The organism is Celeribacter baekdonensis (assembly GCF_900102315.1).
Taxonomy (GTDB): Bacteria; Pseudomonadota; Alphaproteobacteria; order Rhodobacterales; family Rhodobacteraceae; genus Celeribacter; species Celeribacter baekdonensis.
On sequence record NZ_FNBL01000011.1, the window covers coordinates 59,916 to 84,855 of the forward strand.

A 24,940-nucleotide genomic window follows, 5' to 3' on the forward strand; every position below is an offset into this window, starting at 1 on the left:
GTGCTTGGCCTGATCGGTTTCAGGCTTTGGTCACGGCTTGGGGTAGCAAATCGCCAGACATGTAGGGCACCACATGCACCGTGGACGCGTAGACGATGGGCATCACATATTGCAAAATCGGGATGACATAACCCTCTTCGGCGATGTAGCGCGACACGTCTTTATAGCCCTGAATCCGTTTGTCTTCATCCGGTTCGACAAAGAGTGGCCCAATTTTTTCAATCAGATCAGGGCTGTCCCAAACGGAGTGAGGCGAGGGGCCGAACATCGAGAACCCTGTGGAGGTGGACGGGTCACCGATCGAGTTGCCCCAGTTGTAAAACGCCGCTGGGGCCAGGGTATCCGTGGCGCGCAGCTCATAGTGCTTGGCGATTTCATAGACCTCAATCTCGGCTTCGATCCCGACCTTGCGCCACATGCCGACGATGGCCTGGATCATCTCGTAATCCTTGGGTTTGAACCCGCGCGTGGTTTGAATGGTAAAGGTCACCGGATTGTCGGTGGAATAGCCGGATGCGGCCAAAAGCTCTTTGGATTTTTCAGGGTCGTATTCCACCACGATGCTGTCGTCATAGGCGGCGTAGCCGGGCACTTCGAGGGTGGACAAGGCCACACCATACCCGCGCAACAGACGATCAATGATGAGCTGTTTGTCAATCGCGTGATGGGCAGCAAGGCGGACGTTCTTATCCAACATCACGTCGATGTCGTTCAGGAAAATCATACCAATATCGGTGATCGGCACGGTCACACCGGACAGGCCGTCCTTGGCGATCAGGCGGTCGTATTCTTCGTAGGGCATATTCGTGGTTATATCTGCATTGCCCGATTCGATTTCCGCCACACGCGAGGCGGCATCGGTGACGAATTTGATGGTCACGGTGTCAAATTCTGGCGCGCCGCCCCAATAGCCCGCAAAGGCCTTGAGGCGCACATAGGCCCCCTGCTCAAAAGCGTCGACCATATAGGGGCCTGTGCCGATGGGGGCTTTTTCAAACCCTTCTGATCCGACCTCTTCATAGTATGTCTTCGGTAGGACAAAGGCGGTGAGGAAGGCCATCCATTTGAACAATGCGGGTTCAAAGCTGAACACATCGCCGGTGATTACATTGCCATCGACAGAGAAATTTCCAATTTTCGACCACACGAATTGTATCGGGTTTCCGGTCTCAGGATGTGCCGCGCGCGTGAGGGACCACACCACATCTTCGGGGGTGAGGTCGTCGCCGTTGTGCCATTTGACGCCCTCGCGGACGGTCATGGTGATTTTGGTTTTATCGTCGTTGAAACCCCATTCTGTCAAAAGGCCGGGGCCAAACGACAGGTCAGGGGCTTGGTCGATAAAGCGGTCGAACACGGCGAGGTAGAGGGATTGCAACGCGGGGTTGACCGCCGCCGGGCCCGTGGTCGGGTCCCAGCTTTGCACCGGAATATTGTAGGCGATGGTCAGGCTGTCGGCACTTTGTGCCAAAACAGGTGCTCCCGTTGCGATCAAGGCGGTCAGGGCCGCGGATGCGCCGATAAATCCGCGCCGTGTCAGTTGTGTCTTTGCAGTCATGTGCGAAGCTCCCGTTGGTTAAAGGCGGCCCATTTTTCGGACTCTGTTTCTGGAGATAGTTTGAACATATAAAGTTTAAAATTAAAGCATAAACTTAAGATTCAAGACGCATTGGCGTTGATTTGGCTGTCACTTGATCATTTGCGCAGCAAAAAATCCCGATCCGGCCCCTGTCCCGGCCCCCGGCCAAGCGGCGGCCCCAATCATGTGCAGCCCCTCAATGGGCGTGTGCCCGTCGGCAAAGCCACGCACGGGCCGAAAGAGGAAATTCTGGCTCAGGTGATGAGAGCCACAAATCTGATCGCCACCAACGAGATTGGGATTTTCCGCTTCGAGATCGAGCGGCGAGACAAGCGATTGTGCGCGGATGGTGGCGCGAAATCCGGGGGCTTGCTCTTCGATCAGATTTAGCGCGCGTTCCGCCATCAATGCCTTTGCATCTGTCCAGTTTTGTGCGGAAATCTCACCTTTTGCATCGCCTTTGATCTCAGCCGGGACCACCCGGACCTGAACCCAAAGCGTGTGCTTCCCGTCCGGGGCACGAGAGGGATCGAACACTGTCGGTTGACCAACGACAAGAAGCGGCGTGTCCGGCAAAAGCCCGGCGAGCGCCTGGGCATAGGTGCGTGAGGCGGTGTCGATGCTGCGCCCGATATGGACATATGCGAAAGTGCCAAGCGCCTCTGCCGCCCATGGCACCGGCGCGTCTAAGGCAAGGTGGATCATCATTGTTCCGGGGGCGTGGCGGAATTTTTCGAGACCTTTGTCAAACCGCGCGTCCTGTGTGCCGCCGATGAGGCGCAACAGGTGTTTTGGGGCAAGACCTGCCAAAATGGTTGAGGCTTCGACCTTTTCCCCATTCACGACAACGCCTGTGGCCCTGCCGTTTGTGTGCAGGATCTCCGTCACGTCGGCGTTGCACTCCACTGTGCCACCGTGCGCCTCGATCATGGCGACCAGCGCGCGGGTGGCGACATCAGCACCGCCCTTGCCAATCACCATCCCCATGGCCTGACCACCCATGGCTTCGAGGTAAGGAAAAATCGCGCCTCCGGCAATGTCGGGGGCAAAATCAAGGTGCATGCCCCATGTCGAAAGCGCGGTGCGCAGGCGCGGGTCTTCAAAGCTGTCTTCCAACCACGCGCGCGGCGAGCTCATCAGAAACTGAGCCACCTCAAGAGTTTTCGCCGTCCCCAGAGACCGCCATGTTTTCCAGATGAATTTGAGCAGGGGCCAGCGTTGCATCGGGGTGCCAAGCAACCCACCGACCACACCGGCGCGGGCAGGAAACGCCGCCATCAGGTCGCGCCATGTCGCCTTGTCTGCGTCGGAGGCAAAGGTGGCCAGTGTCTCGTCCACGTTGGTGGTCACGCCGACATAATCCCCCGGCTCCAACGCCTGTGCAAAGGGGCGCGAGATGGGGACAAATCCCATTCCGTGTCGCGCCATTTCCTCCCCGTGGCGGGCCATAAAGGCCGAGCCTGCGAACATGGACAGGTTCATCGCCGCGACATCGTGACGAAAGCCGGGGAGGGTCAACTCTTCGGTGCGCACCGCCCCACCGGGGGTTGGCGCGCGTTCGAAAACACGGACTTTTTTGCCTCTTGCGGCCAGATCGGCCGCTGCGACAAGACCGTTGATCCCGGCACCGATGATGACGATAGGCGTGCTCATACCTTACCCCGCAAAGCTTTTGACAGTGGCCAAGGCGCCGTCGAGTTTATCGCCTTTGACATCGTCAAGCGCCGCCACGCGCAGACGACGCATCCAATCGGCGGCATCGTCGCGGCCCTTTAAGAGATCAAGCGCGCCCATCACGCGGGCAAATTTCGACAGGCCACGGGCATGGGTGTCGGAATAGCCCTTGATCAGGCGATAATTGGCCAGCACTTCGGAGGCGAGCGCCGGGTCCGTTTTGGCCACCTCAATCGCGGTGTTGAACCATGCGGTGACATGCGCCATTTCACTTTCGTGACGTAGCAATGTGCGGCGGATTGGCCGCAGGGATGACACCACCCAGAGCATCATAAACCCGCGCAAACTATCGGTGCGAATACGCCGCCCTTTGTCGAAATGCTTGGTGTAAAACGCTTCAATACCTTTGCGTCTTTGCAGCCATTTCCCCATAGATTTGGGCAAGGTCGTGGTGAATTCTTCAAAACGCGGGTGAAAATATTCGGTCAGCATCAGGACCTGATCGTCTTTGACGACAACCTCGTCTTTGACCCGCTCAAACCGCGACGCCCGTGTTTTAATATCCGCAACCCGCAACAGGTCATCATAACACAAAGCGCGGGCGCAATATTTGGCGGCATTCACACTCAGATCAAATGGTGCGGCATCAAGCGCGGCCATCTTTTCGACCATATCAAGATAGTCGGAACCATAGGCAACATCTTGGTAGTCCACGACTTTTTTCAAACCCAGAGCCGTCATGTCCCTGACCTCATCCGGCAGGGCCGCAACGCGGGCCTCAAGGGCGGCCCATTTCGCGGCCAGCTTTTGCGGGACATGCAAAACCGGCACGACGGGCGCTGTCGCCTCTTCGGGGCGTGGCGCAGGTTTGGTGCCTTTTGCAATTTCGTAGGCGTCGCCAAACGCCCGCAAACTCGCCTCAACACCGCGGCCTGAGCCACGGATCACATCCTCAAAACTGTCACGAGGAAAGGGCAGGGCACCTGATCCCGCCAGCGCGCCAAGCAGGGAGGACGAAATCACCGACCCGGCTTTTTTCGCCACAGTTTCCATATCAAAGGCGACGACATGATCGGCGGCGATGCCCATGGCTTCGACCACGTCGGCGCCATCCACGCGGCCATCGCCGGGGTTGATTTTCTCCGACACGGCGGCGATGCGGTGGGTGGAGGTGATCAACGTGGTCCGGCCCGGCGTCACAAAGCCGCGCATGATCGCCCGCCCGCCTTCCATCAACTCGGACGCGATGAGGATGTCGACATCCCCGATCGAGGGAGACAGGGAAAACACCGGCGCGCGGCCGGTGTCGCGGCACATTTCGACATAGTAAATGGTCGCGCCTGTCCGCTGGGCCACGCCCGCAACCGAGGTGGATTGGGCGCGATAGCCATTGGCTTCGGCCACGGCGACGATCCAGTTGGTGAGCACGCCACCGCCTTGACCGCCGACCGCGAGCGCCGCCAGTGTGATGACTTTCTCTCCGTCAGGGCCGGGGGACCGGCGGGCGACAATCGGATTTGCTTGTATAGTCATGGGACGGTTCCTTAGGCAAAAGCCACGCGTTTCGCGTCGCGGCGGCTTTGCAGCCAAGAGATGATTTTTTGACTGCGGCGGGCCCGGCGTTTTTCGCCCGCGCTTGGGTTCGACACGATCTCGGCCTGAAAGAAGGAGGGGCAGAGCACGGCCGCATCCGCCACCTCACCGCAGTTGCCACAGCCGACACAGGTTTGATCAATCGCGGCCACCGGATCATCGCGCAGGGGATCGCCGGTGTCCTTGACCGAGAGGGACGGACAGCCCGACAGGCGCATACAGGCGTGATCGCCGGTGCAAATATCCTCATCCACACCAAAGCGCGGGCGCACGACGCGTTTGCCATCTTTGGCCGCCTTTGCCAGTTCGGGTTTCACCCGGCGTTGTTTGTTGAGCATACATTCCGAGGAGGCGACGATCACCTTCGGCCCCTCTTCCTCGGTGGTCAGCGCCTCTTTCAACGTGTCGCGCAGTTTGGTCACATCATAGGTGCGATCAATCTGGCGGATCCATTTGACACCCATGCCTTTGCAGGCCTCAACGATGGAGTTTTGGGTCTGTTTGGTTTTGTTCGTGGCGCGCGAGGACAGGATGTCCTGACCCCCTGTCGCCGCCGAGTAGAAATTGTCGACGATGACGATGACATTGTCGGATTTGTTGAACACGGCATTGCCGACCGAGCTGGTCAGGCCGTTGTGCCAAAATCCACCATCGCCGACGAAGGAAATCGAGCGACGGCCTTTTTTGTTTTCATTGTGAAAGGCGGCGGCAGAGGCGGGACCAAGGCCATAGCCCATCGTCGTCGCTCCCAGATCAAAGGGCGGCATGATGGAAAACAGGTGACAGCCGATGTCAGAGGAGATGTGATGTTCGCCAAGCTCTTCTTCGACCAATTTGGTGGCGGCAAAGATCGGGCGTTCCGGGCAGCCGGTGCAGAACCCCGGCGGGCGGGCAGGCAGGATTTTGGAGAGATCGGGGATTGCGATAGGGTCTTCGTTGGCGGCCAGTTTGGCCACCGGCAGCATCTCAGCCGCATAGTCGGACAGGAATGCGCCAAGGCCATCGACCATCACTTGGCCGGTGTACTCTCCGCCCATCGGCAACATGCCCTTGCCTTCGAGTTTGACCGACTTGCCCGCTTTGTAAAGCATATGTGCGATCTGTTGCTCGATGTAGTTGGGCTGACCTTCCTCAATGATCAAAACCGCATCCTTGCCCTCGCAAAATGCCATGATTTGACTGTCAACGAGGGGATAGACGCAGTTGAGGACCAACATATCCATCTCGGTGTCGCCATAGAGATCGGCCAATCCCAGACGGTTGAGCGCCCGGATCACGGTATTATAGGTGCCGCCCTGAAGGATCAGGCCCACCTTGCTACCCGGTGTGCCGAACCGTTCGTTGATTGCACGATCCAGAACGAATTTTTGCGCCGCGGGCAGGCGTTTGGTGAGCTTTTCTTCTTCGTGCAGATAGGTCGCGGGCGGCAACACGATGCGGTCCAGTTTGCGCGCCGGGTTTTCGAGCGCATCAGAGACGGTCATCGGCGGGCGCTTGTTGTCACGCGCCTCGAAATGGCCGTGGACGTGACATGAGCGGATGCCGACCTGCAACATCACGGGGGTGTTCGACACTTCGGACAGCTCAAACCCATCCCCGACCGCTTTGACAATCGCGGGCAGGTTGGGACGGGGGTCCAGCATCCAGACCTGAGATTTCATCGCGAACGCATAGGTGCGTTCCTGCATGATCGACGAGCCTTCGCCGTAATCTTCGCCCACGATGATCAATGCGCCGCCCGTGACCCCACCAGACGCAAGGTTGGACAGGGCGTCCGAGGCGACATTGGTGCCGACGACGGATTTATAAGTGACCGCGCCACGAATGGGATAATGGACCGAAGCCGCGAGCATGGCCGTGGCGGTGGCCTCGCTGGCGGAGGCCTCGAAATGCACTCCAAGCTCGCTGAGGATTTCTTCGGCATCCGCGAGCACATCCATGAGGTGGGAAATCGGCGAGCCTTGATAGCCCCCGACATAGCCGACGCCGTTTTCCAAAAGCGCCTTGGTGATGGCCAGGATGCCCTCTCCGGTAAAGGTGTCGCCTTCACCTTGTTTGAGTTTTTGGACTTCCTTGGCAAATGATCTTTCGGCCATGGGGGTCTCCTTTAAAAATCGTGATGGCGGATGTCATAGAACACCCGCAAAAGCATCTTGTTGAGCTGCGCGCGTTCGTCTTGTGTCAGAGTGGCAAGCATGGTGTCGCGCATGCCAAGCATGGCTGGCCAAGCCGTTTCATAGGCGGTATGCCCGGTATCGGTGAGGCTGATTTTGCGCACACGGCTGTCGCCGTCTTGTCCTTCGCGACGGATCAGACCGGCCTTTTCCATTGTATCGAGTGTGCGCGAGAGGGTGGATTGTTTGATCACGGTCAGCACTGACAACTCGCCGATCGTGCAGGGGCCGCCGTCAAACAAAACGACGAGGGCGCGCATTTGAGCCACGGAGACGCCCACCTCTTTGAGCGTGGCTTCAACCCCTTTGTTGTAGCGCGCCATGATCCGGTTCATCAGATATGGTGTGAATTCTTCGAGATCTTCGGGACGGTCTATCATGCGCCCAGCTCCTTGGCTGTCAAAAAGCCTGAGCCGCCGGAGAGGCCGGGCCCCGGATGGGTGGATGCGCCGATATGATAGAGGTTTTTGACGCCCGTGTCGTGGCGCAGAGTGTCAGCAAACGGGCGCCAGAGGAAAAACTGATCGAGGGCACAGGCACCGCCATAGGGATCGCCGCCAACAAGGTTCATGTTGTAGTTTTCGAGATCCGCCGGAGAGATCGCGCGGCGGGTGACAATCTGATCTTTGAACCCGTCAATATGGTGGCTGAGGATGGCCTCAACACGGTCGGCATAGGCTTCGCGCAGCGCCTCTGTCCATTGTCCATCGGCGGGCACGGCGATCTCGCCGCGTGCATCGCCTTTGACGTTGCGCGGCGCTTCGGGCAGTTGCAGCCAGAGCACGGATTGACCCTCTGGGGCGCGGCTGGGATCAGCGGCGGTGGGTTGGCCGACGCAGATCGTTGGCACATCCGGCAACATCCCGCGTTCGGCTTCGTTGCCCGCTTTTGATACGGCATCAAGGCCGGGAGTGATGTGCAAAAGCTGAACAGCTTCAAGTCCGGGTGTGTTCCATGTCACAGGGCCGTTGAGCAGATAGTGAAGCTGGAAATTGCCTTTGCCATATGTGTATTTGCGCAGGTTTTCGGCGTGTTTGGGGGAGGGGGCGAGCGTGCCATAGAGTTGATGTGGCGTGACGGAAGCAAGCAGTTTGCCCGCCTTGATCGTCTCGCCGTTTGACAATTTAAGGCCTGTCGCTTTGCCGTTTGAAATCAAGATTTCAGACACTTCGGCAGAGGTGCGCACGGTGCCGCCGTGTTCCTCGATGATCGCGATCAGCCCGCGCACCATATTGGCCGCGCCGCCTTTCACGATGGGCGCGCCTGCCGCCTCCAGGGCAAAGCCGATCACCTGACCCATTTGACCGGAAAACGCCGCCTCAGGACCAAGCCCCGCATGCAGGCACCACGGTGCCCAAAGCGCCCGCGTCAACTCATCTTCAAAAGAGGTTTCCAACCAGCCACGCATGGATTGCAACGCGCCGCCCATGGTGGCGGCAAGCCCATGCGGCTTGCGTTTCCAGGCTTCTTTGCCCAATAGCTTTGCTGTGGATTTCGACCAAGGATCGCCACCCATCAGGCCAAACAAAAGCGCGGCATCGGCGCCAAAGGCCGCAAGATCAGCACCAAGCTGTGCACCATCGCCGCTGTGAATGGCATCAAAAGCGGCCATATTGACGGCACGGTCCATTTTATAGGTCAGCGCCCGGCCATCGGGCAAAAGCACACCGGTTGGGGTGTCTGTGGCACAAAATTCAACCCCATGCCGTGCCAGATCAGCCCCGAGCGCGCCATGGGCCGCACCCGTCACCCAAAGCACGAATGTTGTGGCAAGGGGATCATATGTGACCCCCTCCGCCAAGGTTTCGGACCGCATACAGCCGCCGGCCACCGCTTCGCGTTCAAACATCGCGACACGTTTTCCCGATTTGGCCAACAGGGCTCCGGCGACCAAAGCGTTGATCCCGGTCCCGATGATGGCAATGTCTGTGGATGCGGTCATGGATATGTCTCCCGATCAAGCGGCGGGGATGAGGGCAAGCGCGCGGATCGGCGAGCCGGTGCCCTTGACGATCTTGAGCGGTGCGGTGACGAAGATCGCGCCTTTGGCGGGCAGTTCCTTCAGGTTGGTCAAAGAGGCAAGGCCATAGCGGTTGTGTTTGTGCAGCAGGTTGTGCGCCGGGAACGGGATTTCAAACCCACCTGCGGCCCCCGCGTCGGTGCCAATGCATTGGGTGCCCCAGCCAAGCGCCTTTTTCTCTTCCATCAGATAGGTGATGAGCTCTGCCGTCGGGCCAGGCGTATGTGGGCCGTTTTCGTCGGCATTGAGGTATTTATCCTCATCCGTGTTGTATTGATCCCAATCGGTGCGCATCAGCACCCATTCGCCTTCTTTGATCTCGCCGTGCTCGGCTTCCCACGCCTTCACATGCGCGACGGTCAAAAGGAAATCGGGATTTTCGGCGGCCTCTTTGGAGCAATCAATCACATTGGCCGGAGCGACGAAGTTTTGCGGATTGATGGTATCGACGGAGCCGTCGGGAAAATCCTTGCCGGTGATCCAGTGGTGCGGTGCATCGTAATGGGTGCCGGAATGTTCGCCGAGTTTCAGCCAATTCCACGCCCAAAACGGACCGCGGTCACCGTATTCGGAGATTTTGTGAATCTCGATCTTGGGCGTGTCGTCGGCGAATTCAGGCGGCAGTTTCAACAGCGGCGTATCTGGGCCGAGCGGGGCGGTGCAATCAACGACTTTGATGGACCCGTTCAGCAGACCAGCAGCGACGTTTGCGAGTGTTTCTTGGGTGGACATATGGGACTCCCTGTTGAGGTGAAGTGTGTTTTTTGATTATTAATATGCAAGTGCATATATAAGTTTTCTTCAAGTACAAAGTTTATTTTGAGATAAAAATCTTTCGCATCGGCGCGAGCGTTCGTGTGAAACCCCGTCTTGAAAAGGCTGTGGTTTGTTTTGATCGCAGGCTGAAGATGGAGAAAACTGCATGAAAACAAACAGAGTTTTGAGCGGCTTCCAACAGGATCGGTTGAGGAGATTTGTCGCGAGTGTGGGGAGGTAAGGCACTGATTAAAATTTAAACAAACATAAAAATACGGGTATTTAGAGTGATTTGAGTAGAATCGGGCAAAAGGGCGTACCGTGGGAAAAACTGTTGCGCTGTGCAATGCCTTTGGATTTAGGGCAAATAAGACCCGGCACCTCTCAGGCTCTCTGGCCTTTTGTGTATGGGCGTGGATGTCCGCCTTAGGTCTTTGAACGTCATATCGCATGCGCAAAGATTTACTTGAAGCCTAAAACATCATGTGCAACTGTCGCATCCAAGGGTGCGATGCACCCGCCCAATTTGAGAGGAGGACTATCCATGAGCGACAAAGTTGTTCCCGTTGTCACGCGTTCCACCGAACTGGATGACAGCACATTGCAATCCGGTGAATGCGTTCGCAAATCGGGTGTGAGCCCACAGCACACACCCGCCACCAAAATCTGGTTTGGCCGTGTCAGCAATGATCCCGGTCATCGCTCGCCGCCGCATCACCATGAAGAATGCGAAACCGGGGGCTATGTCCTGAAAGGTCATGGTCGCATCTATTTTGGCGAAGACTACAAAGAATATCTTGATATGTATGAGGGCGATTTCGTGTTTGTGCCGCCTTACATGCCGCATGTCGAAGTCAACATGAGCACCACCGAGGAACTCGTTTGGCTGACCTGTCGGACGCCGGACAACCTCGTCACCAACCTTCCTGATGTGCCCGACGAAGCCCTCGAAGGCTATCGCCGCGCGTAACATTCATCCCCTTGTCGTCTCCGGCGCGTCATACCCCGGAGACGTCCTACGAAAGGATGCTTTATGAAGCTTCTTCGCTATGGGCCGATTGGCTCGGAACGCCCTGCATGTTTGGATGCCGAGGGCCAAATGCGTGACCTCTCCGGTGTTGTTGCCGACATCAATGGCGAGAGCCTGTCACCAGAGAGCCTTGCCAAACTTGCCGCTCTTGATTTGACGGATTTGCCCGTGGTTGAGGGGGCGCCGCGCCTCGGGTCAGCAATCGCACGACCGGGTAAATTTCTTTGCGTCGGCCTTAACTACGCCGATCACGCCAAAGAAACGGGCAAAGAACCCCCGACTGAACCGATCCTGTTTGCCAAGGCATCGAACGCGATTTGCGGCCCAAATGATGATGTCGAAATTCCGCGCACGTCCGAAAAGACCGATTGGGAAGTCGAATTGGGCATCGTCATCGGCTCGCGCGCAAAATACGTCTCGGAGGCCGACGCGCTGAACTATGTTGCAGGCTACGCTTTGGTCAATGACGTCTCTGAACGCGCCTTTCAATCCGAGCGCGGGGGGCAATGGGTCAAGGGCAAAAGCCACGACACCTTTGGTCCCGTCGGTCCATGGATGGTGACAAAAGACGAATTCGACGACATTCAGAACATTGATCTTTGGCTCGATGTGGATGGTGAACGCCGTCAGACCGGCAACACCAAGACGATGATCTTTGGGGTGGCACATCTGGTCCATTACATCTCGCAATTCATGACGCTGGAGCCGGGCGACATCATTGCAACCGGCACCCCTCCGGGCGTCGGTTTGGGGATGAAGCCGCCGACGTTCCTGCGGGCCGGACAAGTGGTCACACTCGGCGCGGACGGGCTTGGAGAACAACGTCAAAGAATGGTGCAAGCATGAGTATCAATTTCGAAAAAGTGAAAAATGCCCTGACGGATCTGTCGGGCAAAACCGCAATTGTGACCGGAGCCGCACGCGGGCAAGGCGCGATCGAGGCCGAGCTTTTGGCCACGGCTGGGGCGTCGGTGCTTTTATGTGATGTGCTTGAAGAAGACGGTGTTGCCCTTGCGGCGCGTCTGGTCGATGCGGGGCATAATGTGCGCTTTGTGGCACTCGATGTGACCTCGGAGGCGGCATGGTGTGCGGCCTTGGATCTTGTGCGGGATTGGACCGGGCGGCTTGATATTCTTGTGAACAACGCGGGGATCATCAATCGCAAGATCATCCGGGATATGTCCGTGGACGAGTGGCGTAAAGTGATGGATGTGAATGCGACAGGCGCGTTCATCGGCCTCAAACATGCGGCGCCGTTCATGGCCGAAACGGGGGGCGGCAGCATCATCAACATTTCGTCCAACAGTGGCTTTTCCGGGCATTATGACCCCGCCTATACGTCGTCAAAATGGGCGCTCAGGGGCCTGACGCGCACGGCAGCGATGGAGTTCGCGGACATGGGCATTCGGGTCAATGCCATCTGTCCGGGCCTGATTGTGACGGACCTGAATCGCAGCTCGCCTCATCTTGCGCCGATGATCAACCTGACGCCGATGCAACGCTCCGGTGAGGCCGATGAGGTTGCGCAATTGGTGCTGTTTCTCGCCTCCGAGGGGTCAGCCTTTATCACCGGGGAGGACTTTGTGATCGACGGTGGCTTTACCGCCGGGGCGGCCTATCGTCGGGTCGCCAAGGAGACTGGACTGCTTTAATCCTGCCTTGCTCGACAAGACAAAAAGCCCCCGTTCTCTCAGAGAGCGGGGGCTTTGCATTGGGCGTTAACGAATGCCAGCTTCGGCGAGAAGCGGCAGCACTTCATCGCGGAAATAGGGGAATTCCTCAACGTAATCGACAAAGGACAGGGTGGTGCCCGCAAAGCCGGTGTCATGCAGTTTGATGATGCCATCGGCCACTTGCCGCGGTGTTCCGATCAACGGGAAACCACCATGGCCAAGCGCCATCACATCGCGGATTTGCGCCAGCAAATCATGCGGGAAAGACTGTGCGTGGGCGAACTGAAGATTCACAAGGTTGTCGACGGCGGGCCAGTCGATTTCGCTCATGATCTTGTCGTGATAGGCGCGCGCCTCTTCTTCGGTGGGGCGGCAAATCACATGGCTGAATGTCAGCACGCCAACATCGCGGCCCTTATCCGTTGCCTTTTGTTTCAGCTCCTTGATCTCATTGACAGAACGGGTCAGATCAATGGCGGGCGTAAACAGGTAATTGGCGTTTTGGGTGGCAAATTCCCGCCCCAAACCGGAACCAGCAGCATTCAGGATTGGCACGCTCCCTTCGATTGGCCAAGGATCACCCTTAACGCCTTTGAGTGTAAAGGATGCACCGTCCCAATCAAAATGTTCATGACTGGTCCATAGTTTTTGAACGATGTCGAACCATTCCTGGGCGTAGCCATAGCGGGACTCGTGATCATCAGGCAGTGTGAGCCCAAGCGCCTCATATTCCGGCTTGTTCCAACCCGCGACAATGTTGAGCCCCGCGCGGCCCGCACCGATTTGATCCATCGTGGCGATTTGTTTGGCAACGACAACCGGGTGGTTGGCCGCGGTGTGAATGGTGGCAAAGACAGAGATGTCTTTGGTGTTGGCCAAAAGGGCCGTGGCCCATGTCACCGTTTCCAACACGCTGCCGTGAAAGTCGGTTTCCCCGCCATAGCCGATCCAGCGGGCAATCGGCAAAATGAAATCCATCCCGGCCTCGTCAAGCATCTTGCCGAGCTTGAGATTGTTTTCCCAGCTGTTCACCCAGCGTTCCGGTGCTTTGCTGACCGTCATCCCAGAGGAGCAATTGGATGAAAAGGTGCCGAGTTTGAACCCTTCCTTTTGGAACATTTTATTCTTGGTCATGTGCAGGTCTCCATGTTGGTTTTTGAATAGATTTTTGATTTAAAAATGAATTTAAAAAAGACATTGAGTCAAGATAATTTTGCTGTGAAAACTTGTTTAAACCGAAGTCCACACCGGAGGTCCGCACATGACGGAAAAAAAGGCAGCCCCAAAGAATATTGACTTCACATGGCATCTTGCCGCCGACGAACCAGAGGTCGCGGCAACCGAATTTGAATTTGCTTTGATGCGCACATTTGAAAGCTTTGGTCGTTGGCAATCCGAGTGTTTGGTCGCCTCTTCGGGCTATGTCGCCAGTGGGCCAGACAACGCGTTGCTCCATGTGATCCGCATGAATGATCGCGCCAAAACGATCAAAGAAATCGCCCGCCTCATGAACCGGGACGACATTCCTAACATTCAGTATTCTATCCGAAAAATGGTTTCTGACGGGCTTGTGTCCAAACATGGATCAAGTCGGACGGGGGTCACCTACGCGGCCACGGATCGCGGGCGCGAAATCACCGACAGATATGCAGAGATACGCCGCAGTCAGTTGATTTCCGAGATTGGCGAATTGCCGGAATTCACCGCGCGGATGAAAGACGCGGTGCGGACACTCAACATTCTTTCAGGGCTGTATGAGGAGGCCTCTCGGGTGATCGCGACACATCGGCGCTGATCACGCGAAGCTCCGTTACCCTTTGTGGCGAATGTCGAGCATGATGGAAATGCCCCGCGCCGCGTCGGATTCAGATACATCCTTGAACATTTCGTCGATCCAACTGAGATGCTCAGCCGTCATTTCATCCATCAACGCGCGGCCTTTGTCGGTGATCCGCACCAGAAACGCGCGGCGATCTGATTCGAGAGTTAGCCGTTCCACAAGCTCCTCATTCACCAGCCGATCCACCACGCCAGTGACATTGCCATTGGACACGACAAGATGCTGCGACAGCTCGCTCATTTTCATGCCCTCCGGTTCCGAATGAAGGGCGGCCAAGACGTCAAAGCGGGGCAGGGTGGTGGCATAGCCTGAGCGAAGGCGTTCACGCAAAGATCCCTCGACGTGGCGCACGGCCTTGAGCATTTGCAACCAAAGCCGGAGCCTTTGACGCGCGAGCATTTCATCCTCAATCAGGTGGGTCTCTTGCGCCGTCATTTTCACACATCCATTTCGAAGTATCGTACAAAACTTATTTTAAGTATCAATTTATAGATGGGCAGGTAAAGTGAAAACCCACATGAAATTCATATGGGTTTTTCTCTGACTGGCCTATGTGTCTCACAACGGTGTAATATTTTTTAGTTCAGTTTCCGTGGTTTGCCATCGGCATCAACCGCAACAAGCACCACATCAGCACTCATAATGAGAGTGCAATCCGTATCGGGCGCGGCCCATGCGGAAAGAAACAGGTTAAAGGAACTGTTGCCGCGTCGTGTCAGATCGGCATGGATCGCAAACTCTGCGCCAGCGGCGAGGGCGGCGTGAAAGGTCAGCTCTTTGATCGACAGGATCAAGGCATCGCCCTGTGCAATCTTGCGCCCTGCAAGTCCCGCCGCCACATCAAGCTGACCCATGATCCACGCTCCGGTGACCGCCCCACGCGGCGTGGCGTGGCTGTGCGGGGCGACGGTGACAAGGGTGGGGGCTGTGTCGGGGCGCTGAAGCGCCTCAGTCATGGGGTGTAACGTCATGGGGAATAACCGCGGTGGCTTCGATCTCGATCTTGGCGGCGTCCTCCATCAAGGCCACGACCTGAACAACGGCCATCGCCGGGAAATGCCGTCCAATCACCTCGCGGTAAGCGGCACCGAAAGCCCGCAGGTTGTCGAGATATTCCTCTTTGTTGGTGATATACCACGTCAGGCGCACAAGGTGCTCAGGCTTTGCGCCAGCCTGTTCCAGCACCGCCACAATGTTTTCAAGCGTCTGGCGGAATTGCCCCAGCATATCCAGATGTTCCCACTCCTGCTGTGCGTTCCACCCGATCAGACCGCCGGTGAAAACCATCCGGCCTTCGGCCAAAAGACCGTTGGCATAGCCTTTGGCCGGAACCCAGCCGTCGGGCTGGAGGAACATATGAGGTGTGAGAGCTGTCATGGTGCGTCTTTCTTTTAATCTTGCTTTTAATCTTGGCGTTCATTTTGGGAGGAGGCCGTGAGGTAGCGGGACATGGCTGCACGGGGTGTTTCGGGCCAGGGTTCAGAGCCGCCAGTCTTGATGTTGGCGTAAACCACGGTGGCCTTACAGGTGAACCGCCGCGCGCCCTCGCAGGCACAGGTGATGCGGAATGTCGCAGAGGACCGGCCGATCCGTTCGACCTGAAGCGAAAGTTCCAACCAATCCTCAAGCAGTGAGGGCGCGTGGAACCGCACCTCGATATTGCCCATCGGCGTGCCGTAGCCCTCAGGGAGGCCAATGGAGGCCCAGCTAAAATCCAACGCATCCGAAAAGAATCGCTCGGTGAGTGAGGAGATCATTTCAAAATAGCGGGGATAGAACACGATCCCGGCGGCGTCACAGTGATTGAATTCCACCTGACGGCGGATGGAAAAGGTCTCGGTCATGTCTCACCTCCGGACACTGAAATAGATTGTCCGGTGACCATATCGGAGCCCTCAGAACAGAGCCAGAGAACGGCGCGGGCGACATCTTTGGGCGGGACGAGCCTGTGCATGGGGTTGGTCGCCTCCAAAGAGGCGCGGGCCTCTTCGGGGCTGCGCCCGGTTTTTTCGACGATATTGGCGATCGAGCGTTCGGTCATTTCTGTGTCAAGAAACCCCGGACAAATCGCATTGACCGTGATGCCTTTGCGCGCAACTTCGAGGGCCACGGATTTGACCATTCCAACCACGCCATGTTTTGCCGCCGCATAGGGGGCCACATAGGGATATCCCTTGATCCCGGCGGTTGAGGCGATGGCAATGAGGCGACCCCATGGCTTGCCCTGCATGGCCTTTATGCCCTCGCGCAGCGTGAGAAAGGTGCCGGTGAGGTTGACCGTCATCATCCGCTCAAAAGCGGCAAGGTCGGTTTTGGCAAACGGCGCACTTTCCGAGGCCCCGGCATTGGCCACGACAATATCGGGGGCCGCCTTGGCAATGGCCGCGGAAATCGCAGCCTCATCGGTGATGTCCGCGACAATCGCCGTGATGTTCGGGTGTTTGGCGGCCACAGTGTCAAGCGGCGCACGACGGCGACCGCAAATCGTGACCTGTGCTCCGGCTTGGGCCAGTTGCATGGCGATGACAGCCCCAACACCAGAACCGCCCCCCGTCACAAAGGCCGCTTTCCCGTCTAAACTCATGACGCCATCGCTTTCGTGCGTTCGGCAAGCGTATTGGCCTGACGGCGCCCGCCTTCATAGGGGGCTGGCCAAGGCTGTTCAGTGTCCCCAAGCTCCACGGCGGCATGCAGGGTCCAGTAAGGGTCGGCAAGATGCGGACGAGCCAACAGAACAAGATCGGCGCGCCCCGCCATCAGGATCGAATTGACATGATCCGGCTCATAGATATTGCCCGCGACCAAGGTCGGCGCGTGGATGTCATTGCGCACCCGATCGGAGAAGGGCACTTGGAACATACGGCCATAGACCGGCTGTTCTTTTTTATCGGTCTGGCCAGAGGAGACGTTGATGGCATCGGCTCCGGCCTCTTTGAACATCTGCGCGATCACGACGGCCTCTTCGGGGTGAACGCCCTCTTCGCCCATCCAGTCATGGGCCGAAATACGCACGCTCATTGGCTTGGCCTCGGGCCAGTGCGCCCGCATCGCGTGGAAGATTTCAAGCGGGAACCGCATCCGGTTCTCCAAGCTGCCGCCATACTCATCTGAGCGTTTGTTGGTCACCGGCGAGATGAAGGAAGCCAAAAGATAACCGTGTGCGGCGTGCATTTCGATCATGTCAAAATCGGCCTGTGCCGCGGCTTTCACCGCTGTCACGAATTGATCTTTGACCCTGTCCATGTCGGCGCGGTCCATCTCTTTGGGCACGACATTGCCCTCCATCAACGGGAGTGCTGAGGCAGAAAGGAGGTCCCAATTGCCCTCTGTGAGCGGTTGGTCGATCCCATCCCACGCCAGACGGGTGGACCCTTTGCGGCCAGCATGGCCAATTTGCGCACAGATTTTCGCAGGGGTTTCCGCATGCACAAAACCGGTCAAACGCGACCAGGCGGGCACTTGGTCCGGTCCGATGCACGGGCAACCGGGCGTGATACGCCCCTCCATGGAGACACAGAGCATTTCGGTGAACACAAGCCCGGCCCCGCCTTTGGCACGCTCTGCGTAATGCACAAAATGCCAGTCGGTCGGCATGCCGTCGGCGGCCTTATATTGTGCCATCGGTGAGACAACGACGCGGTTTGTCAGTTCCATCTCGCGCAGCTTGAACGGCGCGAACATCGGGCTGCGGTTCGAATTGCTGCCCGCTTTTTTCTGGAACCACGCTTCGGCCGAGGCCAGCCATTCCGGGTCGCGCAACCGCAGGTTTTCGTGGCTGATCCGTTGGGACCGGGTGAGCAGGGAATAGTTGAACTGCATCATGTCGAGGGTCAGATAGCGATCGACCTCTTCAAACCATTCCGTCGAATTGCGCGCGGCGGATGTGACGCGCAGCACTTGGAGTTTGCGTTCGTCTTGATAGGTTTGCAGCGCGTCCCGAAGCGGGGCACCGGAGTTGAGTTCATCGGCCAAGGCGATGGCACTTTCCATCCCAAGCTTGCTGCCTGACCCAATGGAAAAATGCGCGGTGGCGGAGGCATCCCCGAGCAGAACGACATTTTCAAAATACCAGTTTTCGCAGGTGACGCGCGGGAATTGAATCCAGGCCGAGCCGCGAATGTGATTGGCATTGGTCATCAAGGCATGGCCACCAAGGTGTTTGGCAAAAATCTTTTCGCAAAGCGCGATACTGTCTTGTTGGTTCAGCCTGTCAAAGCCAAAGGCCTTAAAGACCTCGGGGCCGCATTCGACAATGAACGTCGCCGTGTCATCGTCAAATTGATAGGCATGCGCCCAGATCCAGCCATGTTCGGTTTTCTCGAAAATAAAGGTGAAGGCGTCGTCGAATTTTTGATGTGTGCCGAGCCAGACAAAATGGTTCCGGCGCATGTCGATGTCTGGCTTGAACTTGTCGGCATAGATCGTGCGTGTTTTGGAGTTGAGGCCGTCTGCGGCCACCACCAAATCGTTGGCCTCTTTCAATTCGGCGATCTTTTCGTCGGTGAGGTCGGTTTCGTATTGCAAGGTGACGCCAAGCGCGCGGGCGCGTTCTTGCAACACCAGCAACAATTTTTTACGCCCGATGCCACAGAACCCGTGACCGCCTGAGGTCATTGCCTCATCGCCGCGCACCGTTTTGACATCATCCCAATAGGCAAAGTTGTCGCGGATCATTTTCTCGGAGATCGGGTCATTGTCCTCAAAATTGGACATGGTCTCATCGGAAAGCACAACGCCCCAGCCAAAGGTGTCATCGAAGCGGTTGCGCTCATAGATGGTGAGGTCATGGTTCGGATCGCGCAGTTTCATCGAAATCGCAAAGTACAGACCGGAAGGGCCGCCGCCGAGAATCGCTATCTTCATTGCTGTCATCCTTTGACTGAGGGGGCTGATCTGTGTCGCCTCCAATATATTTTAAATATAAAGTTAAATTGACCAAGGCTTTCTGTCAACAGGTAAGACATGGAACAGGCGCGCCGAAACTGTGCCCTGTGATTTTAGATTAAAGTATTGAAGTAAAACGCTAAATAATTTATTTATTCTCCGCATCTGGCTTTATTTTTAGGGCTATAGGTCCTATCTTTCGGGCGTTACTGCCGATAAAGGGCCCATATCCGATCCGATTCATCCGGTGTTTGACATCGCAATAAATTTTAAACATAAACAATAACAGAGGGCGCAGATTTGGCGGGCCGCCCATCTTTATACATACGGCGCATGCCCATTGCGACCACCCGACTGAAAGGAATTCCTATGCCCTTTATGATTTCAAAGCCGATGCGTTTTGGTGATTGTGACCTCACCGGCATCGCCTATCATCCGGCCTATCTGTCCATGTTGGTCGATGTGAATGAGGCCATGTTCGCCTCTTTCGGGGTGACATGGAAAGAGCTGATGTTCGAACGCCACTTGGGTCTGCCCAGCGTCAAAATGACCATCGAATTTAAGAAACCCGCAGTGTACGGGGATGTGCTCGATTTCAATGTGCATGTGCGCAAAATCGGCAAATCCTCTCTCGATTTATACACGGTGGTGAAGGTCGGAGAGGACGTGATTTGGACCATCGAGCAACTTATTGTCATGACCTCGACCAAGGACCACAAATCCCATCCCTGGCCCGATGATTGCCGCGCCGGGTTGGAGAGATATCTTCACCCCGAACTGGCGGCGTAAACAACGGCGTTTGCCTGTGACTGCGCGCTCTGATCCGTCGGGGGCGCAGTCCGGCGGAAACGCTTAAAATCGGCGCTCACTTCCCCCGTCGCAGCGTGTCGGAGGGCAGTTCGCCATATCGTTTGCGGTAGCTGTCCGCAAAGCGCCCGAGATTTGTGAATCCCCATTTCAGTGCGATTGAGGTCACCGAGGCTTCGGGTCCGGCGGCGATACAGTCGTTGCGTACGCCTTCAAGCCGGATGGTTTTGAGATAGGCCATCGGTGTCGTACCTCGAAACCGTTTAAAGCCATCAAACAGAGTCCGTACACTCACAGAGGCCGCTGCCGCAATTTCAATCACAGAGATCGGGTCCTCAATATGTGTGCGAATGAACTCCTCAGCCAAGCGCACATGGCGTGGAACCGCCTGCGCGCCGCGCGTTTCGAGACGTTCGGAATGGCTATGGCGAAAACTGGTCAGAACCGCCGTCATCAACGTATTTTCAAGATGTTTCGACCCAAGATCTGAGCGAAAAAAACTTTCTGCCTGTCCGGCCTCGCTGGCGGTGAATTCAATCAGGCGGCGATAGCTTGAGGTGCTGGTCGCTGTCGGATCTGGGACAAACTCAATCGGGCTGCGCAGGTCATCATTGAGCATCAAACGCAAATGTTGCTCAAGGGCAGCGCGTTCAATTTTGAGCACCAATTGCCCGCAATTGTTGATCCATTTCATCTTGAGCCGCGTGGTGGCGGAACTGACGACATCGGTTCCCGTGGTGGCTCGTACGTCGTGTACGCCGATCTGCATCGCACATTGGCCTTGGTCGGTGGAGTGGATCATAAACCAGTCGCCCGGCTCGCCCGCATCAATCTCCACATCCGCGCCATATCGAACATAGCTGAGGGCCACACTGCCCATGGAGGCAAAACTTTGTCGAAAGGACAGGTCCCGCCCGCGCCCTGAGAAATCGATTCTATGGGGGCAAAACACTTCGGTGACCTGTGCATGGGCCTCATCTATATCGTCCGTTTCAAGCAGCATGTGCCGAGCGATCGGAATAGCGGCCGTGCTGTCATCAGAAATGTGATTTTTTCGCATGATCTGAACAATCCCTGCAGAAAACGGATATCCGCGTCGGCTGATTCATTTCAACCTTAAAACATAAAGGCACTCGAACGCACATTCCGTCAAGGGGCTTAAGTGATCCTCTCTTTCGCCAGAAACCGTGTCAAACAGGGGCTTTCTGGCGCAGAACCCTACAGAGATCACATCCCTAAGACCGTGTGTTTTGGACCTAAAAACACGCAACAGTGGAGAAAGATCATGGACTTCAGCAAAGGTATCACCCCTTCGGGCGAGAGCTTTAAAAACCAAAAATGGACCATTTTGGGCGAGCCTTATTTGCCGCTGCATGTGTCGGACAGCTCGATGCTTATGCATGCGGAATTCAACGTCGACAGTTTCGTGCCCACCCATGTTCACGATACGCAGGATGAAATTTTGCACATTCTCGAAGGTGAGATGGAGTTCGAAACCGAAGGTAAGGTGATCAAAGCCGGGGTTGGCGACACGGTGACTTTGCCGATGGGTATCCCGCATTCCCTACACAACCGCTCCGGCGCGTTGGCGCGGGCGTTGGTTGTCGTCTCCCCGGTCGCACGGATGTACGATTACATGGTCGCCATTGATGGCATGAGTGATCCGGCCGAAGTCGTCCGCCTTGGCGCAGAGCATGAAATTCGGTTTGTCTGACCTGTGCGAACTCAGATAGACGGCCACGCGCGCCTCTGCTGAGACGAGCGTCCCCGCATCTACATCAAAATCAAAATCGGGCCCCGAAGCCATTTCGGGGATCAATCCGACGTGTCTCAACAGACCTCAAACACACAACAGGGAACATTAAAAATGACTGTAAAATCTGTCATCGAAGCCTTTTGGCAAGGGCATAGCACTCAGGACATCGACGCCCTGAAAAACATCATGTCCGAAGACGTGACATGGACCGTGGTTGGCAAAACCTGCCCGATCGCAAAGACCTATTCTGGTTGGGACGGGTTCTTTGGCGAACTCCTCGGTGGCTTGGGCGAAGCCTTCAAACCCGGCACGCTGAACATGATCGTAAAAGGTCTTTATGCCGACGAGGACGCCGGCGTGGGCTTTTTGCATCTGGCTGAAACGGCGACCTTGCACAATGGTCAGATCCTCGACGTTGAATTGGTCGATGTGTTCACCGTGCGCGACGGCAAGATTGTCGATGTGCGCGAAATCATGGACCTTGCCGCCGTCAACGGTGCCTTTGGCTTTGCGGAGGTGTCGGCATGAGCGCGTATAAAAAAGACATCACCCAAGAGATCATCGCCAAAGTTCACGCCATCGGCCCGATCCTGCGCGACAATGCCGTCGAAACTGACAAAGGCCGTCGCGTCACCCAGGCCTCCCTTGATGCGCTCGAAACCACCGGCGTTTTTGGGATCAACTCGCTGGCGCAAAATGGCGGCTTTGAGGGCGGAGCCCGTATGCTGTTGGATGTCACCAGCACCATCGGCATGTATTGCCCAAGTTCCGCCTGGATTTCCGTGATTTCAAGCGTGTCTGCCCAGCTTGCCATGCGCTTCCCGGACACGGCGTGGAACCGCGTTTATGCGGGTGGAAAACCCGTCCGCATGGCCTCCGTGATCGTCAATTCCGGCAACACAGCCCGACGCGAGGGCGAAGGCTACCGGATCAACGGCGAATGGCCGTGGGGCTCCAACATCCTCAATTCTGAATGGGCCATCGGCGCATTGGATGTGTATGAGGCTGAAGGCGCGGACCCAACGCCGGGCTATGTCCTGTTGCACAAGGACAGTTTCACGATCAAGGACACATGGTACAGCATCGGGATGCGTGGCACCGGCAGCAACAATTTCATTGCCAAAGATATCTTGGTTCCAGCGGATCAAATCGCATCAGTAGGCACGATTCTTGGTCCAGAGTTTGAGATGTCGGGTGAGGCGCATTTCCTTCAGCGGTTGACGCCGGTTTCAATGTTCCCGACCGTGATCATTTCGGGCCCGCTTGGGGGGGCAAAGGCGGCCTTGGACTATGTGATTGCGGCGGCGGGCAAACGCCCCATCACCTACTCCAAATACCACCCGCAAAACACCTCTGGGGCTTTTGTTCAATCCATCGGGGCGGCCAAAGCCAAAATTGACACGGCGGAAATGAGCCTTCAGGCCGCAGCCGATTTGATTGATGCGGCGGCCCTTGGCACCGAACCTTTGTCGATGGCGGATCGTGCCCGTGTGCGCAATTACGGCGCACATGCCACGGCCAATCTGTGTGAGGTGATGAACGATCTCGCCACTTTGCATGGCACCGCGACCTTTGCCGAATTCAGCCCTCTGGGTCGACTGTGGCGCGATGTGAACACCGGCGCGCGCCATGCCATTGCGGCCAGCCCGCTGTGCTATGAGATCGGCGGCGCGAGTCTTCTTGGCGTCTCCCCTCCGACTCCGCTCGTCTGAGGGCGGTTCCGTGTCTGATCCATTTGACCTTCACATGCAGGGCGGCGGGGCCGCCCTGCCACAAAAAGACGTGTCGCGTGCCGGGGCCAAAGGCACCACATGCGGCGGCGTCGAATGGTATTACGGCATCCGCTATGGGCGCTTGTCCAAACCGGACACACCCCGATCCCGCGTTGCGCCTGCAACAGGGCAGGTGCGCGTGCGTCATCTGACCGAGGTTCCGGTGTTTCCACAACTCCCCAGCCGCCTTGAGGCCCTCATGGGGCCGGGCATTGGCGAAAACCCGCAGTCGGATGAGGCGTTTTATCTCAACGTCTGGACCCCAAAAGGCGGCACTGACCTTCCGGTGATGGTGTTCCTGCATGGCGGCGCTTGGGTCAGTGGTGGCGGCGCGGCACGGTGGTATCGTGGCGCGGCTTTGGCGGCGGAGGGCATGGTGGTGGTGACGTTGAACTACCGGATTGGGCCCAATGGGCATCTCGAAGAGGATGCGCCTTACGCGGATCAAGACCCCACCGATCACCGCCCGATGGAGGACATTCTCACTGCATTGCAGTGGGTCAAAGACCATATTTGCGATTTTGGCGGCGATGCCAATCGGATCACTCTGGCCGGACAATCGGCGGGGGCATGGTATGCTTGGGCCTTGGCCGGGTGGTCAAAAGCCAGGGGCTTGTTTGATCAGCTCGCGCTTTTGAGCATTCCACAGATCAGCCCTTGGAGTGCGACGCACCGCAGCACCTTCACCCGCGACGCCGTTGCGCGCTGTAAGGAGATGCAGTGCCAAGGTGAACCGCAAGAGACGACTTTGTTGCGCGCAGGTGCCGAGGTGTTGTCGCGTCACACGTCGCCTCTTGGGGCGATGGCACCGATGTATTTGCCGGTTTGGCCCGTTGCGGCGGCGGAGACGCCTCTGCATGTCGCGGCGCTGTATGTGCGGGTGACAGACCATGAGATGTCCGTCTTTTTGCCCCAGCTTGCAGCGGGATCAAAGCAGGATGTCGCACGCCTTTCGGCTCTGCGCGCCCAGTCCGATCCGCCAAATCTGTCGCACGCCTGTCCAAAGGGCTGGTCAGAGGACTGGTCAGAGGACTGGGCCGAAACCGTCGCCCGCGCCTCGTGGTTGAGCTTTGGTGCCTTTGCAGAGGCCATTGCCAAGGCGGCGGAGGAGTGTGGTCGCAAAGTGATCCGACGACAGTTCGCAGCACGGAGCGACCTGCCCGGCGTCGGGGCGGCACATTGTTTCGATCTGCCATTCCAATTTGGAAACCCCGTAGATTGGCATGACGCGCCGATGCTCGACGGCTGGTCCACTGAGGCCTTCGAGGCCCTCAGCCAAGAGATGCGCGCGGACTTGGCCGCCTTTGTTTTGAATGATCCTCAGCCGTTGAAACGCCGCCTTGGGATGCCGCTCCCGACCGAATGCCACATCCTTTGAGAGG

At 57.1% G+C, this 24,940-nt stretch carries 24 protein-coding genes; 9 read left to right on the top strand and 15 right to left on the bottom strand.

Features of this window, described 5'->3' with window-relative positions:
• Window positions 1-19: 19 nt before the first annotated feature.
• The 7 genes from BLT54_RS16215 to BLT54_RS16245 all read right to left on the bottom strand — a co-directional run bounded on the left by BLT54_RS16215 (window position 20) and on the right by BLT54_RS16245 (window position 9,772).
• Window positions 20-1,558: an ABC transporter substrate-binding protein gene (locus BLT54_RS16215; protein WP_074646336.1), complete on the bottom strand. Its 1,539-nt coding sequence runs from the start codon at window positions 1,556-1,558 to the stop codon at window positions 20-22.
• Between the two features lie 129 nt (window positions 1,559-1,687).
• Complete coding sequence (locus BLT54_RS16220; RefSeq protein ID WP_074646337.1) at window positions 1,688-3,232, bottom strand: phytoene desaturase family protein; 1,545 nt, start codon at window positions 3,230-3,232, stop codon at window positions 1,688-1,690.
• Between the two features lie 3 nt (window positions 3,233-3,235).
• Window positions 3,236-4,786 (bottom strand): indolepyruvate oxidoreductase subunit beta family protein, encoded by a 1,551-nt coding sequence (locus BLT54_RS16225; RefSeq protein WP_074646338.1) that lies wholly within the window; start codon window positions 4,784-4,786, stop codon window positions 3,236-3,238.
• 11 nt (window positions 4,787-4,797) lie between these two features.
• Window positions 4,798-6,942 (bottom strand): thiamine pyrophosphate-dependent enzyme, encoded by a 2,145-nt coding sequence (locus BLT54_RS16230; protein ID WP_074646339.1) that lies wholly within the window; start codon window positions 6,940-6,942, stop codon window positions 4,798-4,800.
• Between the two features lie 11 nt (window positions 6,943-6,953).
• The gene (locus tag BLT54_RS16235) at window positions 6,954-7,400 is read right to left on the bottom strand and encodes a MarR family winged helix-turn-helix transcriptional regulator (RefSeq protein ID WP_074646340.1); all 447 of its coding nucleotides are present in this window, start codon (window positions 7,398-7,400) and stop codon (window positions 6,954-6,956) included.
• Window positions 7,397-8,962 carry a phytoene desaturase family protein gene (locus BLT54_RS16240; protein ID WP_074646341.1) on the bottom strand — a complete coding sequence of 522 codons (1,566 nt, stop codon included), beginning with the start codon at window positions 8,960-8,962 and terminating at the stop codon, window positions 7,397-7,399. Before BLT54_RS16240 ends, BLT54_RS16235 begins: the two co-directional genes overlap by 4 nt.
• A 15-nt stretch (window positions 8,963-8,977) precedes the next feature.
• Entirely contained in the window at window positions 8,978-9,772 is a 795-nt protein-coding gene (locus BLT54_RS16245) for a cyclase family protein (protein ID WP_074646342.1), read from the bottom strand.
• A gap of 568 nt (window positions 9,773-10,340) precedes the next feature.
• Between BLT54_RS16245 and BLT54_RS16250 the strand changes: the two genes are divergently transcribed.
• From BLT54_RS16250 to BLT54_RS16260, 3 genes are all read left to right on the top strand, one after another.
• Entirely contained in the window at window positions 10,341-10,766 is a 426-nt protein-coding gene (locus BLT54_RS16250) for a cupin domain-containing protein (RefSeq protein ID WP_083351871.1), read from the top strand.
• A 63-nt stretch (window positions 10,767-10,829) separates the two neighbouring features.
• Window positions 10,830-11,672, top strand: a complete 843-nt coding sequence (locus BLT54_RS16255) for a fumarylacetoacetate hydrolase family protein (RefSeq protein WP_074646344.1) — start codon at window positions 10,830-10,832, stop codon at window positions 11,670-11,672.
• On the top strand, window positions 11,669-12,478 hold the full coding sequence (locus BLT54_RS16260) for an SDR family NAD(P)-dependent oxidoreductase (RefSeq protein WP_074646345.1): 810 nt from the start codon (window positions 11,669-11,671) through the stop codon (window positions 12,476-12,478). Before BLT54_RS16255 ends, BLT54_RS16260 begins: the two co-directional genes overlap by 4 nt.
• 66 nt (window positions 12,479-12,544) lie before the next feature.
• On the opposite strand, the gene BLT54_RS16265 is transcribed toward BLT54_RS16260, so the two are convergent.
• Window positions 12,545-13,633, bottom strand: coding sequence for an LLM class flavin-dependent oxidoreductase (locus tag BLT54_RS16265; RefSeq protein WP_074646346.1), 1,089 nt, complete (start codon window positions 13,631-13,633; stop codon window positions 12,545-12,547).
• Window positions 13,634-13,760: 127 nt separating this feature from the next.
• Between BLT54_RS16265 and BLT54_RS16270 the strand changes: the two genes are divergently transcribed.
• Entirely contained in the window at window positions 13,761-14,294 is a 534-nt protein-coding gene (locus BLT54_RS16270; protein WP_074646347.1) for a winged helix DNA-binding protein, read from the top strand.
• A gap of 15 nt (window positions 14,295-14,309) precedes the next feature.
• Here the strand turns inward: BLT54_RS16270 and BLT54_RS16275 are convergent, their stop codons facing one another.
• From BLT54_RS16275 to BLT54_RS16300, 6 genes are all read right to left on the bottom strand, one after another.
• Window positions 14,310-14,774, bottom strand: coding sequence for a MarR family winged helix-turn-helix transcriptional regulator (locus tag BLT54_RS16275; protein ID WP_074646348.1), 465 nt, complete (start codon window positions 14,772-14,774; stop codon window positions 14,310-14,312).
• A gap of 143 nt (window positions 14,775-14,917) precedes the next feature.
• Window positions 14,918-15,295 (bottom strand): hotdog domain-containing protein, encoded by a 378-nt coding sequence (locus BLT54_RS16280; protein WP_074646349.1) that lies wholly within the window; start codon window positions 15,293-15,295, stop codon window positions 14,918-14,920.
• Complete coding sequence (locus BLT54_RS16285) at window positions 15,288-15,716, bottom strand: RidA family protein (protein ID WP_074646350.1); 429 nt, start codon at window positions 15,714-15,716, stop codon at window positions 15,288-15,290. The genes BLT54_RS16280 and BLT54_RS16285 overlap by 8 nt, the downstream gene beginning before the upstream one ends.
• Before the next feature lie 26 nt (window positions 15,717-15,742).
• On the bottom strand, window positions 15,743-16,183 hold the full coding sequence (locus tag BLT54_RS16290) for an acyl-CoA thioesterase (protein WP_074646351.1): 441 nt from the start codon (window positions 16,181-16,183) through the stop codon (window positions 15,743-15,745).
• The gene (locus BLT54_RS16295; protein ID WP_074646352.1) at window positions 16,180-16,923 is read right to left on the bottom strand and encodes an SDR family NAD(P)-dependent oxidoreductase; all 744 of its coding nucleotides are present in this window, start codon (window positions 16,921-16,923) and stop codon (window positions 16,180-16,182) included. Before BLT54_RS16295 ends, BLT54_RS16290 begins: the two co-directional genes overlap by 4 nt.
• Window positions 16,920-19,202 carry a bifunctional salicylyl-CoA 5-hydroxylase/oxidoreductase gene (locus BLT54_RS16300; RefSeq protein WP_074646353.1) on the bottom strand — a complete coding sequence of 761 codons (2,283 nt, stop codon included), beginning with the start codon at window positions 19,200-19,202 and terminating at the stop codon, window positions 16,920-16,922. The genes BLT54_RS16295 and BLT54_RS16300 overlap by 4 nt, the downstream gene beginning before the upstream one ends.
• 390 nt (window positions 19,203-19,592) lie before the next feature.
• Here BLT54_RS16300 and BLT54_RS16305 point away from each other — a divergent pair, with 390 nt between their 5' ends.
• Window positions 19,593-20,012, top strand: coding sequence for an acyl-CoA thioesterase (locus BLT54_RS16305; protein WP_074646354.1), 420 nt, complete (start codon window positions 19,593-19,595; stop codon window positions 20,010-20,012).
• Between the two features lie 76 nt (window positions 20,013-20,088).
• Here BLT54_RS16305 and BLT54_RS16310 read toward each other — a convergent pair whose 3' ends face one another.
• Complete coding sequence (locus tag BLT54_RS16310) at window positions 20,089-21,090, bottom strand: AraC family transcriptional regulator (RefSeq protein ID WP_074646355.1); 1,002 nt, start codon at window positions 21,088-21,090, stop codon at window positions 20,089-20,091.
• Window positions 21,091-21,315: 225 nt separating this feature from the next.
• Here BLT54_RS16310 and BLT54_RS16315 point away from each other — a divergent pair, with 225 nt between their 5' ends.
• The 4 genes from BLT54_RS16315 to BLT54_RS16330 all read left to right on the top strand — a co-directional run bounded on the left by BLT54_RS16315 (window position 21,316) and on the right by BLT54_RS16330 (window position 24,936).
• Window positions 21,316-21,744, top strand: coding sequence for a cupin domain-containing protein (locus tag BLT54_RS16315; protein ID WP_074646356.1), 429 nt, complete (start codon window positions 21,316-21,318; stop codon window positions 21,742-21,744).
• 153 nt (window positions 21,745-21,897) lie between these two features.
• Complete coding sequence (locus BLT54_RS16320) at window positions 21,898-22,314, top strand: nuclear transport factor 2 family protein (protein ID WP_074646357.1); 417 nt, start codon at window positions 21,898-21,900, stop codon at window positions 22,312-22,314.
• Window positions 22,311-23,498 carry an acyl-CoA dehydrogenase family protein gene (locus BLT54_RS16325; protein ID WP_074646358.1) on the top strand — a complete coding sequence of 396 codons (1,188 nt, stop codon included), beginning with the start codon at window positions 22,311-22,313 and terminating at the stop codon, window positions 23,496-23,498. Before BLT54_RS16320 ends, BLT54_RS16325 begins: the two co-directional genes overlap by 4 nt.
• A gap of 10 nt (window positions 23,499-23,508) precedes the next feature.
• Window positions 23,509-24,936, top strand: a complete 1,428-nt coding sequence (locus BLT54_RS16330) for a carboxylesterase family protein (protein WP_176832906.1) — start codon at window positions 23,509-23,511, stop codon at window positions 24,934-24,936.
• Window positions 24,937-24,940 lie beyond the last annotated feature (4 nt).